This window comes from Streptomyces sp. NBC_01618 (assembly GCF_045209435.1).
In the GTDB taxonomy this organism is placed as follows: domain Bacteria; phylum Actinomycetota; class Actinomycetes; order Streptomycetales; family Streptomycetaceae; genus Streptomyces.
The window spans coordinates 6720809-6733082 of record NZ_CP109297.1 but is presented as its reverse complement, the minus strand read 5'-3'; the positions used below and the strand labels follow the sequence as shown (position 1 = coordinate 6733082).

Sequence of the window (12274 nt, the reverse complement as noted above, 5' to 3'; positions counted from 1 at the left end):
CTGCTGCCGGACGGGCACTGCCCTCGGAGACCGCTTCGCAGCGGGTCCCGGCTACTGCACTCCCGGCAGCAGCGTTCCTGGTTCGGCCGGTGCGACCTCCACGGCCTTCGTCTTCGGATTACGCCGCTCCTGTTTGGCCACCCAGGTCGCGAACCAGGAGAGCAGCATGCACATCCCGATGTAGATCGGCGAGATCACCATCACCACGGGGATGAAGGGAAGATCGTAGTCGAGGTTGGACGCGATGAGCTTGCCGGCGTGGAGGAATTCCTCGTAGGTGATCAGGTAGCCGAGCGAGGTGTCCTTCAATGCGACCACCAGCTGGCTGATGATCGTGGGCAGCATGGCGCGCACCGCCTGCGGGGCCAGTACGAACGTGGTGACCTGCGTCTTGCGCATCCCGAGGGCGTACGCGGCCTCGCGCTGGCCGCGGTCCACCGAGTTGATCCCGGTACGGAACACCTCGGCGAGCACCGAGCCGTTGTAGAGCGTCAGGCCGGTGACCAGCGCGGGCAGCGGCTGCACTTTCAGGGCCACGAAGATGAAGAAGATCATCACCAGTACGGGCATGGCCCGGAAGAACTCGACCAGAAGCGTCGAGAGCCAGCGCACGGCCCGGTGGTCGGAGAGCCGGCCGACGGCGAGCACCGCCCCGAGCACGAGGGAGAACACCGCCGCCAGCGCGAACGCCTTGAGGGTGTTGCCCAGTCCGCGCAGCAGCAGCTCCTGAATGCCCTGGTATTCGAAGGGCGTCCATTTGGCGCCGGCGAACTGTCCGGTGTCGACGAGCAGATAGACGATCCAGCCCAACAGGGCGAGGATCAGGGCGGTCGACATGAACCCGTACAGGCGGTGACGTCTGCGGGTGACGGGGCCCGGGACATCGTAGAGCGCGGTGGCAAAGGGCGCGGTGCGGGTGGTCATCGGGCGACTCCCCAGCGCTTCTCCATCACATTGAAGAGCGCACTGATGGACAGGGTGATGATGAGGTAGCCGACGGCGATCCAGACGAAGGTCCAGATGATGCTGTACCCCAGCTCGTTGAGGGTCTTGTAGGTGCCGAGCAGCTCCGTCACGCTGAAGGCCCCGGCGATCGCCGAGTTCTTGGCGAGGGCGATCAGTGTCGAGCCGATCGGCGGGATCACCGTACGGAACGCCTGTGGCAGCACGATGCTGTTCAGCGTCTGACCGAACGTCATGCCGAGGCTGCGAGCCGCCTCGCCCTGCCCTCTCGGCACCGTGTTGATGCCGGAGCGCAGCACCTCGCAGATGAACGCGGAGGTGTAGCAGCCGAGCGCGAGGACCGCGAAGACCTTGAAGGGAAGCACCAGTCCGAAGCGCGGCAGTCCGAGCAGGACGGCGAAGAAGAGCAGCGTCAGCGGGGTGTTGCGCAGCACCGTCACCCAGACCGTGCCGAGCACCCGGAGCGAGCCGACGGGCGCCACCCGGCAGGAGGCCATGAAGAAGCCGAGGAGCAGGGCCAGGATCGAGGAGTAGACGGTCAGCTCGACCGTGCCGAGGAAGCCCTTGCCGTAGAGCGAGAAGTTCTCCGTGAGTACGTCCATGGTCGATGCCCGCCCTCTCAGGTCGCCGGGTAGCGGTCGATGGGCGGCGGGGTCGGCGCGGGCACTCCGGACAGACCGAGTGTCGCCTCGAACGCCTTCTTCCAGTTGCCGTTCTTCTCGTTGGCCTCCAGGGCGTCGTCGAGGGCGAACCGCAACGCGTTGTCGCTGCGCGGGACACCGATTCCGTACGGCTCCTCGGAGAAGGGCTTGCCCACCACCTTCATCTCCTCGGGCGCCTTCGCGGCGAAGCCCAGCAGGATCGCGTCATCGGTGGTGACGGCGTCGACCTGGTAGGTGAGCAGGTTGTCGACGCAGATCGAGTACGTGTCGTAGGCGACCAGGATCGCCTTCGGGTAGTCGGCGGCGATGCGCTGGTACGGGGTCGAACCGGCCGCCGAGCAGACCGTCCTGCCGTCCAGGTCCTGCGGTCCGTCGATGTCGTGCTCGTCGGTGCGGACGAGCAGCGACTGCCCGGCCATGAAGTAGGGCCCGGCGAAGCCGACGAGCCTCTTGCGCAGGGCGTTGATGGTGTAGGTGCCGACGTAGTAGTCGATCTGGCCGTTCTGCAGTGCCGTCTCGCGGTTGGCGGAGGCGATGGTCCGGAAGCGGATCGTCTTCGGGTCGAAGCCGAGCGAGGCCGCCATCATCTTGGCGATCTCGATGTCGAAGCCGGAGTAGACGCCGGTGGCCGGGTCCTTCTCGCCGAGGTAGGGCTGGTCCTCCTTGGCCCCGACCCGGAGGTATCCGCGCTTCTTCGCCTTCGTCCAGGTCGGTGATCCGGGCAGCCGGAAGGCGGTGTCGACCTTGTACACGGGCAGTTGTTCGGGCTTCGGCCCCTTCACCGGCGGGCTGCCCTCCTTGCCGCATCCGGCGGCGAGCACGGCGAGCAGGAGAGCGGCGCAGGCGGCCAGAAGTTTTCTCGTACGCAACACGGAGCCCCCCGTCAGTGCTTCAGGATCTTGGACAGGAAGTCCTTGGCGCGGTCACTCTCCGGGGCGGTGAAGAACGCCTCGGGAGTACGGTCCTCGACGACGCGTCCGTCGGCCATGAAGATCACACGGTTGGCGGCGGAGCGGGCGAAGCCCATCTCGTGCGTGACGACGACCATGGTCATGCCCTCCCGGGCGAGTTGCTGCATGACCTCCAGCACCTCGTTGATCATCTCCGGGTCGAGTGCCGAGGTCGGCTCGTCGAAGAGGAGCGCCTTGGGGTCCATGGCAAGGGCGCGGGCGATGGCCACCCGCTGCTGCTGGCCGCCGGAGAGCTGCGCGGGGAACTTGTCGGCCTGCGAGGCGAGTCCGACCCGCTCCAGCAGCTGCCGGGAGCGCCGGTCGGCCTCGTCCTTCTTCCGTTTGCGGACCTTGAGCTGCGCGAGCGAGACGTTGTCCAGCACGGTCTTGTGCGCGAACAGGTTGAACGACTGGAAGACCATGCCCACTTCGGCCCGGAGCTGGGCCAGCCCCTTTCCCTCCTCGGGGAGGGGTCTGCCGTCGATCGCGATGTACCCGGACTCGACCGTCTCGAGTCGGTTGATGGTCCGGCAGAGCGTCGATTTGCCGGAGCCCGAGGGGCCGATGACCACCACCACCTCCCCGCGGCCGACGGTGAGATTGATGTCCCGCAGTACGTGCAACTGTCCGTAGAACTTGTTGACGTCCCGCAGCTCGATCAAAGGATCGACGGCCATGCCCTGCCCCACCCACTTGTCGCTATGTCGAGGTCAGCGCAAACTATCCAGCGCGAAAAGGGACTTCACCTACGACACGCACAAATGGGGCGCAAGGCGTCTTATCCGGTTTTAGTGAGAGTTCTACCCCTCGGCCGATTCCGAGTACACCTGCGAGAGCTCGGGGCTACCGGCCATCGCCCAGTCCAGCCCGGCCTCGACCACATCGATCTCCCGCCCCGAGGCGAGCCGCACCACGGGCTGTCCGCTCGGCCAGATGTTCCAGACCGCACCGGGGACATTGCGCACCAGAACCGTGCCGAGGTAGAGCCCCGCGTCGTTGCCCAGCCAGGGCAGCTCCTCGGGATCGTCGCGCCAGCGCGGCGGCAACTGGTCGAGAGCCGCCAACGAGTCCGGACTGTCGTCGAGTTCGAGCCCCCGTTGCCCTGCCCGGACGCGCAGCAGCTCGCACTCGGCAAGCAGCTCGGCCACGCCCTCGGGATCGGCCGCGACGGCGGCGGCGAACCCCGCCCCTCGCTTACCGTCGTGACGCTTACGCCAGTTGACCAAGAAGGGGATGTTCATACCACTCAGGGTCGCATCCCAGGCGTGATACGCACCACAGGGCGCGCGGCCTGTCGTTCGAGTGCCGAACCGGACGCGGCCCGGTCCGGGTGTGCCGGCTGCTGCCGCCGCTCCGGCGGAAAAGGGGTGGAGGCGAGGGTGACCAGGCTGGTAGCTTCGCGATCATGTCCAGCCCCGAGTCCGACAGAGACTAGCCACCGGTCCGCCGGTGGCCGAACCGCTGTCGCGTCGATCCCGCCCGGTCGTGTACCGGTGGCGGGACCGCTTCCGCCCGGCTGCCGCCGCGGGACCACCGCGGTGTGGGCTGCGCTTTCCCCATCTGCGCTCGTGCGCTGATTCTCCGGCCCGGCGACTGCCGAACTGTCGCGTCCCGTCCATGAACACCCCGGACGTTCCGCCGTGTTGCCACCCGTCTTGACGGGCGGGCGCGGCCCACACCCCCTGCATGGTCCATCCGTCAGACATCCATGGGGTTCCTTCATGCCTTTTGCCGTGTACGCGCTCGGGCTCGCCGTCTTCGCCCAGGGCACATCCGAGTTCATGCTGTCCGGTCTGGTCACGGACATCGCCGCCGACCTCCACGTATCCATTCCGGCCGCCGGGCTGCTGACCTCGGCCTTCGCGATCGGGATGGTCGTCGGGGCGCCGCTGATGGCGCTCTTCAGCCGTAACTGGCCGCGCCGCCGCGCCCTGTTGTTCTTCCTCTGCGTCTTCAGCGCCGCCCATGTCGTCGGCGCGCTCACCCCCGGCTACGGGGTGCTCCTGGCGACGCGGGTCGTCGGGGCGCTGGCGAATGCCGGATTCTGGGCCGTGGCCCTGGTGACCGCGGTCTCCATGGTCGGGCCCGGGGCCCGGGCCCGCGCCACGTCCGTGGTCGTCGGGGGCGTCACCGTCGCCTGCGTGGCCGGTGTTCCCGCCGGTGCGGCGCTGGGCGGGCAGTGGGGGTGGCGGTCGGCGTTCTGGGCCGTGGCGCTGGTCTCCGTACCGGCCGTCGTCGTGATCGCCAGAACGATTCCGGGGACACGGCCGCAGGCCGCCCCGGCACGCGCCCGCGTCGAACTGCGGGCCCTGGCCCGTCCGCGGCTGCTGCTCACCCTGCTGACGAGCGCCCTCGTGCAGGGCGCGACGTTCTGCGCGTTCTCCTACGTCGAACCGCTCGCCACCCGGGTCACCGGACTCGGGTCCGGCTGGGTGCCCGTTCTGCTCGCGCTGTTCGGTCTGGGCTCGTTCGTCGGGGTCACCGTCGCCGGCCGGGTCGTCGACGCACGGCCCCTCGCCCTCACCGCGGCCGGTCTGGTCGCGCTCACCGTCGGCTGGACCGGGCTCGCACTGAGCGCGGGAAGCCCGTTCGCGACGGTCGCGCTCGTCGCGGTCCAGGGGATGCTCGCGTTCGGCACCGGGACGGCGCTGATCTCGTGGGTGTTCCGGCTGGCGGCCGACGCGCCGACCCTGTCCGGTTCGTTCGCCACATCCGCGTTCAATGTGGGCGGCGCGCTCGGTCCCTGGCTCGGCGGGCTCGCGATCGGTGCGGGATTCGGCTTCCGCTCACCGCTGTGGGTGAGCGCGCTGCTGATGGCTCTGGCGCTGGGCACGGCCGGTGCCTCGCTGGGCATGCGCCGGGCCGTCGACCGGCGGAGCCCGGACCGCGTTCCCGCGGTCTGACAGCGGGGTGGATGAGGCCCCGCCCGGCGCTGAACGGGCGGGGCTGTCCTGGTCACAGCAAGCAGCCAGCAAGCGGGATAAGGACATCGACCACGGTATCGGCGACCACTGACAACGACGGCTCGCCCGAGGCGTCAGACGTCGAGGTCCACGACCACCGGTGCATGGTCGGACGCGCCCTTGCCCTTGCGCTCCTCACGGTCCACATAGCTGTCCGTGACCGCCGCGACGAAGGGCGCGTTGCCGTAGACGAGGTCGATCCGCATGCCCTTGTTCTTCGGAAAGCGCAGCTCCCGGTAGTCCCAGAAGGTGTACGGGCGGTCGTACTTGAGCGGGCGCGGCATGACGTCGGCCAGCCCCTCCTGGCGCAGTGCGGCGAGGGCGGCGCGCTCGGCGGGGGTGACGTGGGTGGCGCCCACGAAGAGCGCCGGATCCCAGACGTCCTCATCGGTCGGGGCCACGTTGAAGTCGCCCAGGACCGCAAACGGCCGCGGGCCCGCGGCGTCCGCCGCGACGGCCTTCTGCAGGGCCTCGAACCAGCGCAGCTTGTACGCGTAGTGCGCGTGCTCGATCTCGCGGCCGTTGGGCACGTACACCGACCAGACTCGGACCGGGCCGCAGGTCGCGGAGATCGCCCGGGGCTCCTGCGCGCCCTCGTACTCGGGGCCGCCGGGCAGGCCCTCGACGACGTCGGACAGGCCGGCCCGGGAGACCAGCGCGACCCCGTTCCACCGGCCCGTGGCGTGGACCGCGGACTCGTAGCCGAACTCGCGGAGCGCGTCCGCCGGGAACTGTTCGGCGGAGCACTTGGTCTCCTGGATGCACAGCACATCCGTGCCGGAGCTCTCCAGCCAGGCCAGCAGCCTCGGGAGCCGGGCGGTGATCGAATTGACGTTCCAGGTGGCGATGCGCATGTACGTAAACCTAGCGGCTGCCTCTGACAGCCGCCGGACCGGACGGGGTCACAGGCCGGTCGAGTCCCCCGGGGCCAGCCGGCCGTGGTCCGTGCCGCCGAGGCTGCCGATCTGGTTGTCGTAGATCGGACGGGCGAGGTCGGTGAGGAGCGCGTCGTGGATGTCGATGGCGCGGCGCGGTTTGACCTCGCGTACGTAGTCGATGACCTCGGAGATCTTGTTCCAGGGGGCCATCACCGGGAGCATCAGGGTGTCGACCGGCCGGTCGGGGACGGTGAGCGCGTCGCCGGGGTGGAAGAGCAAACCGTCCACCAGGAAGCCGATGTTGGTGATCCGCGGGATGTCCGGGTGGATCACCGCGTGCAGCTCGCCGTGCACCTGTACGTCGAAGCCCGCCACGGAGAAGGTGTCCCCGTGACCGACGGTGTGGACGCGGCCGGGGAAGGCCGCGGACAGCCGTTCGGCGACGCTGCGCAGGGTCCAGATCTCGGCGGCCGGGTCGGCCTCCAGGCCGGCGCGCAGCCGCCCCTCGTCGAAGTGGTCGGGGTGCTCGTGCGTCACCAGGATCGCGTCGGCGCCGACGGCGGCGTCCTGCTCCGAGAATCCGCCCGGGTCGATGACGAGCATCCGCCCGTCCTTCTCCAGGCGGATGCAGGAGTGCGTCTTCTTGGTCAGTGTCAGGTGCATGGGGTTCGCGGCGTTCATGGGCCCATCCTGCTACGGCCGGGGCGTCGTTTCTTCCTGAATCACGGTCTGGGCGATCGCGAACGCGGCGCTCGCGGCGGGCACGCCGCAGTACACGGCGGTCTGCATGAGCACCTCCTTGATCTCGGCCGGGGTGAGGCCGCCCCGCAGCGCGGCCGTGACGTGTGCGGCCAGGCTCTCCAGACGGCCGGAGGCGACCAGCGCAGTGAGCGTGACGCAGCTGCGGGTGCGGCGGTCCAGGCCCTCCCGGGTCCACACCTCGCCCCAGGCGTAACGCGTGACGAGCTCCTGGAAGTCGCCGGTGAAGTCGTCGGAGGCGGCCAGGGTGCGGTCCACATGGGCGTCGCCGAGCACCTCGCGGCGGACCTTCATGCCGGGCTCGTACGGGTCGGCGCGTCCGGTGGTGCCGGTCTCCGGCTGCGCGGTGGCGGCGGTGATCTCGGCGACGGGCAGCACGGGGGTGGAGAGCTGCGGAGCGAACGGCGGGACGGGGATGGCGGCGAGGGTGTCCTGCCAGGCCGTGGAGAAGTGGGTGAGCAGCAGATCGGTGACGGCTCCGGGCTGCTCGACCGGGGCGAGGTGGGAGGCGCCGGGGACGAGGGCGAGCCGGGCGTCCGGTATGCCCGCGACGAGGGTGCGGGCGTCGCCGGGGCCGGTGACCCGGTCCTCCGCGCCGACCAGGACGAGGGTCGGGACGGTGATGCGGCCGAGGTCGCCGCGGATGTCGAAGACGGCGAGGGCTTCGCAGGCGGCGATGTAGCAGCCGGGGTCGGTGGTGCGGACCATCTGGACAGCCCACTCGACGATGGCCGGCTGGGCGGCGGCGAAGCCCGGGGTGAACCAGCGCTCCGGCGCGCTGCGGGCCATCGGTTCCAGGCCGTTGGTGCGGACGACCACGCCGCGCTGGCGGAATTCGTCGGCGCTGCCGAACCGGGGCGAGGCGGCGATCAGGGCGAGCGAGGCGACCCGGTGCGGGTGGCGCAGCGCGAGGTCGGCGCCGATCGCGCCGCCGAGGGAGCAGCCCGCGTAGCCGAAGCGCTGGACGCCGAGCCCGTCGAGGGTGGCCAGCAGCCGGTCGGCGAGTTCGGTGACGGCGGAGGCCGGGTGGGCGGGGGCGCCGCCATGGCCGGGAAGGTCGAAACGCAGAACCCTCCAGTGCTGGGTGAGCTCGGGCATCTGCCGGTCCCACATGTGCCATGTGGTACCGAGGGAGGTCCCCATGACGAGGACCGGTGCGTCTTCTGGCCCGTCAAAGCGGTATTGCATGGTTTCGATCTTGGGTACATCCACGGGCTCACACCTTCATCTGTCACGATCTGTCACACACCCCCCGCAAGACCACCCCACGCTTCCGCCGCCGGAAGCAGGTCGTTTACATCAAGCTTCACGTACCACTTCTTGGTCGTCTTCACGTTGGTGTGCCCTGCCCACAGGGCGAGCAGGTGATCCGGCACGCCGTTGTTGGCGAGATACGTCAAGCAGGACGCCCGAACATCGTACAGACGGACCCTGCGAAGGCCGTTTTCGTCCATGATCTTGTAGGCCCGTACCCGGAGCTGCCGACCGTTCAGCGCGGCTCCGAGTTCGTCCACCAGGACGTAGCCACTCCCCGAGTGGCCCTCCCCCGACGCCAGCCTCTCCGCCGCCTGCGTGGCCCTGAAGGTCTTCAGTGCCTCGCGGACCAGCGATGGCAGGGGAAGCGCGCGCTCCCCCGCCATGCTCTTGGTGTCCTTCTCCACCACGGTGCGGTTGCCCATCATGGTCCGCGTGTTCGCGATGCTGAGCGTGGCCGCCTCCAGATCGATGTCCGACCACCGCAGGCCGCAGACCTCCGCCGGGCGCAGGCCCATCAGGGAGAGCAGCAGCGGCGCGTACAGGCGGTCCCCCTTCATCGCCGTGATGAAGGCGCCCACCTCCGAGGCGTTCCACGGCGTGACGACCGCCTTCGTCTTCCGCTCCGCCTTCCGCGCCTTCAGCGGGATGTGGACCTCGCTCGCCACATTCACGGTGACAAGCCGGCGCGTGACGGCCCGGTTCAGGGCCTCCTTCAGTCGGGCCAGGCTCATGTCCACGGAGGTCACCCCGAGGCCCGTACCGGCCTTCCCACCGCGCACCCGGCCTCCCTGGAGCGCCCACCGCATCCACTCGCCCACGTGGTCTTCGGTGAGTTCCTGGAGCCGGATGGGCCCGAGCTTCTCGCGCACGCGGTCCAGGGTCACGCGGTAGTTGTAGATCGTCGTGGACTCCAGGTCTTCAGCCTTCATCGCGAGCCACTGATCCAGCCACTCGTTCACGGTGATCTTGTTGGGCGCGACGAACGTTCCCTCGTGGCGCTTGCTAGTGATGCGCGCGTACTCCGCCTTCGCTTCCTTCAGCGTGTCGAACGTGCGCTTCAGCTGCTTTCGCTTCCCGGTGGCGGGGTCCGTGCCCGCGTCCACCACGAAGCGGTAGCGCACCTGGCCTTTCGCGTTCGGCGGCAGCTTCTTGATCGCTTCGGGCACGGTTAGTCCTCTAGTTCTTCGATGCGGTCGCAGTCGCTGCGCACGCGGCAGCTGGTGCTGGTGCTGGTGCTGAAAGCCAAGGGCGATGAAGTCCCCACCTCGGACCTTTCCATCGGGTTGAAACTCCTCCAAAAGGCAGACGGGAAGCCGCGTTGACTTCTGTCAACGGACACAACTGATAGAGCTCACTTCGGCTCTACCGCCAAGCGCAGCCGAATGCGAACTCCCGCAAGGGTCGCCACGATTACCGGTTTGGCTAACCGGCGATCGTCGGCTATGTTGCGCGCCCCCAGCTGGCGCCCCGGGGTTGAGTTCCTTGAAGAAGCAACTGATACGAGCGCAAAGCTGGGGTCTCGTCGTCCGAGGCAACCACCAGGAGGCCGTCACCCGTCAGCCGGTTGAGACTTCGCATAGCGAGGCGCCCGGGAGTCCTGATGGCCTGTGCCACTTGCCGTGTCGTGGCACAGGGATGCACCGCAACATACGCGAGGACGACAAGATCACCGCGATATCCCCTTTGCAATAAATCCTCGCCGAACAGGCCGGCCGCGCAGACGCACAGCCCGGTGGACACGGCACCGTAGTCACCCGCCGCCCGGCCGGACCAAGCGTTCAGCGCGAAGAGGATGGGGGAAGTGAAGCGTGGTGATCGAATAGCGGAATCCAGCAGAGGGCCTCCTACATAGCGACCATGCCAGTAGGGCAGTCTCACGTGAGGCGAGGCTGCGAATCATTCACAGCCTCGCCTCACACCGAAGCAACTGCACCGTCTGACCTGGTATTTGCCGGGACGCTGTACGTTGACATGCTCCCGGCGGAGGTTTCCAGTCCTTTGGAGTTCTTTCTTGTCTGCCGTGGGCGTATGCCTGCCGACAGCTGTGTAAAGCCCATCTGCCACGGACCCGTTGAGGCGCAAGATATGCGCCGGCACCTGCATCATGAAGCCGTTACACGACCTCGTCGACGAGAGGACCTTCACCGTGGTGTCGAAGCAACGCGCCACCCTGAACCCGGATCCACCGGCTTGACGCCTGTGGATCGTGCTTCCGGAAATGAAGAAGTGCCTTGTGACCTGCGATGATGGGGTTTCTCTAGGACCACATCAGGCACGATCGGCAAGGCACTTCCGAGATGCAATCTTCCCATACCGCGACGGCTGTCTCATCCGCGTTCGATGACCCGAACCTGATCGCGTACGGCGGGCTGGAGCCGGTGGTGCGGCTGGCCGAGCGGTGCGGTCTGCCAGCTCTGGCCGACGAGCTCATCAGGCTGCCCGCATCGAAGGACGGCACCGGAGCCTTCCCAGCGGCGAAACTGATGTCGCTGGTGGGTGGCATGGCCGCGGGCGCCGACAGCATCGATGACATGGACCGCCTGCGGCATGGGGCGATGGGCCGCCTGTTTGCCGGGGTCCGGGCCCCGTCCACGCTGGGGTCGTTCCTACGCTCCTTCACGCACGGGCATGTGAAGCAACTCCACGCCGTGGCCCGCCGGTTCCTGCCCGCACTGGCCCGTCATACCCCACTACTGCCCGGCGCGGACCAGGTCGCCTACGTGGACATCGACGACACCATCCGCCGCACCTACGGCTACGCCAAGCAGGGCGCCGGTTACGGATACAGCAAGGTCAAGGGCCTGAACGCACTGCTCGGCATCGTCTCCACACCCCTGTCCGCCCCGGTGATCGCCGCCACCAGGCTGCGCAAAGGACCGTCGAACTCCGCACGCGGCGCGGCAGCGTTCGTCGCCGAGACCATCCGCACCGCCCGTGCCTGCGGCGCCAGTGGCCTGCTGGTGATGCGGGCGGACTCCGCGTTCTACGGCGCCGACGTCGTCAACTCCTGCCGGGCGCTGGGCGCGTGGTTCTCCATCACCGTGCGGATGAACGCCTCCGTCAAGGCCGCGATCGCCCGCATCGACGAGGGCGCCTGGACGCCGATCAAGTACCCCAAGGCGGTCTGGGACGAGGAGGGCCAGTGCTGGATCTCGGACGCCGAGATAGCCGAGGTCCCCTACACCGCGTTCACTTCCAAGCCGAAGAAGCAGCAGGTCACCGCCCGTCTGATCGTGCGCCGCGTCAAACGCCTGGGCACTGGCACCGTTCCCGCCGGACAGGGCACGCTGTTTGACACCTGGCGCTACCACGCCGCGTTCACCGACTCCCCGCTCTCCTTGAAGGACGCCGAGCGTGATCATCGACGGCACGCTGTCGTCGAGCAGGTGATCGCGGATGTCAAGAACAGTGCCTTCGCTCACGCGCCGTCCGGGCATTTCCAGGCCAATGCCGCGTGGCTCGCCCTGGCAGCCGTGGTGCACAACCTAACCCGCGCCGCCGGTGCCCTGGCCGGAACGTTCCATGCCAGAGCGACCACCGCCACCATCCGTGATCACCTGATCAACGTGCCTGCCCGCCTGGCCCGCTCGGCCCGCCGCCTCACCCTGCACCTGCCCGAACGCTGGCCCTGGAGCATGGACTTCACCCAGCTCTTCAGCACGGTGCATGCGCCACCAGCCTCCTGACGCTCCCCGACCGACCTGCCCGAAAGGGCCCGACACCTGTGGCCAAGTGGAAAGGCTGGGCAGACCAGCGGCCACCCCATGCCCGAATCCGCGACTCAACCCCGACACGGCCCGCACAACCCCGAAACACCCACCCCAAGATCAGCCGGTGGATCC

The 12274-nt window shown here is 68.4% G+C and carries 12 protein-coding genes; 3 read left to right on the top strand and 9 right to left on the bottom strand.

Annotated elements, in window-relative coordinates:
- Positions 1-51: 51 nt before the first annotated feature.
- From OH735_RS31340 to OH735_RS31320, 5 genes are all read right to left on the bottom strand, one after another.
- Positions 52-924 (bottom strand): amino acid ABC transporter permease, encoded by an 873-nt coding sequence (locus OH735_RS31340; RefSeq protein WP_406385035.1) that lies wholly within the window; start codon positions 922-924, stop codon positions 52-54.
- Positions 921-1565, bottom strand: coding sequence for an amino acid ABC transporter permease (locus tag OH735_RS31335; protein WP_406385034.1), 645 nt, complete (start codon positions 1563-1565; stop codon positions 921-923). Before OH735_RS31335 ends, OH735_RS31340 begins: the two co-directional genes overlap by 4 nt.
- Before the next feature lie 17 nt (positions 1566-1582).
- Positions 1583-2494, bottom strand: a complete 912-nt coding sequence (locus OH735_RS31330; RefSeq protein ID WP_406386831.1) for a glutamate ABC transporter substrate-binding protein — start codon at positions 2492-2494, stop codon at positions 1583-1585.
- A 14-nt stretch (positions 2495-2508) separates the two neighbouring features.
- Positions 2509-3252, bottom strand: coding sequence for an amino acid ABC transporter ATP-binding protein (locus tag OH735_RS31325; protein WP_406385033.1), 744 nt, complete (start codon positions 3250-3252; stop codon positions 2509-2511).
- A gap of 123 nt (positions 3253-3375) precedes the next feature.
- Complete coding sequence (locus OH735_RS31320) at positions 3376-3816, bottom strand: DUF6278 family protein (RefSeq protein WP_406385032.1); 441 nt, start codon at positions 3814-3816, stop codon at positions 3376-3378.
- A gap of 480 nt (positions 3817-4296) precedes the next feature.
- Between OH735_RS31320 and OH735_RS31315 the strand changes: the two genes are divergently transcribed.
- The gene (locus OH735_RS31315; protein ID WP_406385031.1) at positions 4297-5478 is read left to right on the top strand and encodes a Cmx/CmrA family chloramphenicol efflux MFS transporter; all 1182 of its coding nucleotides are present in this window, start codon (positions 4297-4299) and stop codon (positions 5476-5478) included.
- A gap of 134 nt (positions 5479-5612) precedes the next feature.
- Here OH735_RS31315 and OH735_RS31310 read toward each other — a convergent pair whose 3' ends face one another.
- The 4 genes from OH735_RS31310 to OH735_RS31295 are packed head-to-tail and all read right to left on the bottom strand — an operon-like array spanning position 5613 to position 9598.
- Positions 5613-6392, bottom strand: coding sequence for an exodeoxyribonuclease III (locus OH735_RS31310; protein WP_406385030.1), 780 nt, complete (start codon positions 6390-6392; stop codon positions 5613-5615).
- A gap of 48 nt (positions 6393-6440) precedes the next feature.
- Positions 6441-7097, bottom strand: a complete 657-nt coding sequence (locus OH735_RS31305; RefSeq protein ID WP_406385029.1) for an MBL fold metallo-hydrolase — start codon at positions 7095-7097, stop codon at positions 6441-6443.
- A gap of 12 nt (positions 7098-7109) precedes the next feature.
- Positions 7110-8363 (bottom strand): 4-carboxymuconolactone decarboxylase, encoded by a 1254-nt coding sequence (pcaC, locus tag OH735_RS31300; RefSeq protein WP_406386830.1) that lies wholly within the window; start codon positions 8361-8363, stop codon positions 7110-7112.
- Between the two features lie 53 nt (positions 8364-8416).
- Positions 8417-9598: a tyrosine-type recombinase/integrase gene (locus tag OH735_RS31295; RefSeq protein ID WP_406385028.1), complete on the bottom strand. Its 1182-nt coding sequence runs from the start codon at positions 9596-9598 to the stop codon at positions 8417-8419.
- Between the two features lie 21 nt (positions 9599-9619).
- Here OH735_RS31295 and OH735_RS31290 point away from each other — a divergent pair, with 21 nt between their 5' ends.
- Both OH735_RS31290 and OH735_RS31285 read left to right on the top strand, forming a co-directional pair.
- Positions 9620-9754, top strand: a complete 135-nt coding sequence (locus OH735_RS31290) for a hypothetical protein (RefSeq protein WP_406385027.1) — start codon at positions 9620-9622, stop codon at positions 9752-9754.
- A gap of 975 nt (positions 9755-10729) precedes the next feature.
- Positions 10730-12118 (top strand): IS1380 family transposase, encoded by a 1389-nt coding sequence (locus tag OH735_RS31285; RefSeq protein ID WP_406379152.1) that lies wholly within the window; start codon positions 10730-10732, stop codon positions 12116-12118.
- Positions 12119-12274: the final 156 nt, after the last annotated feature.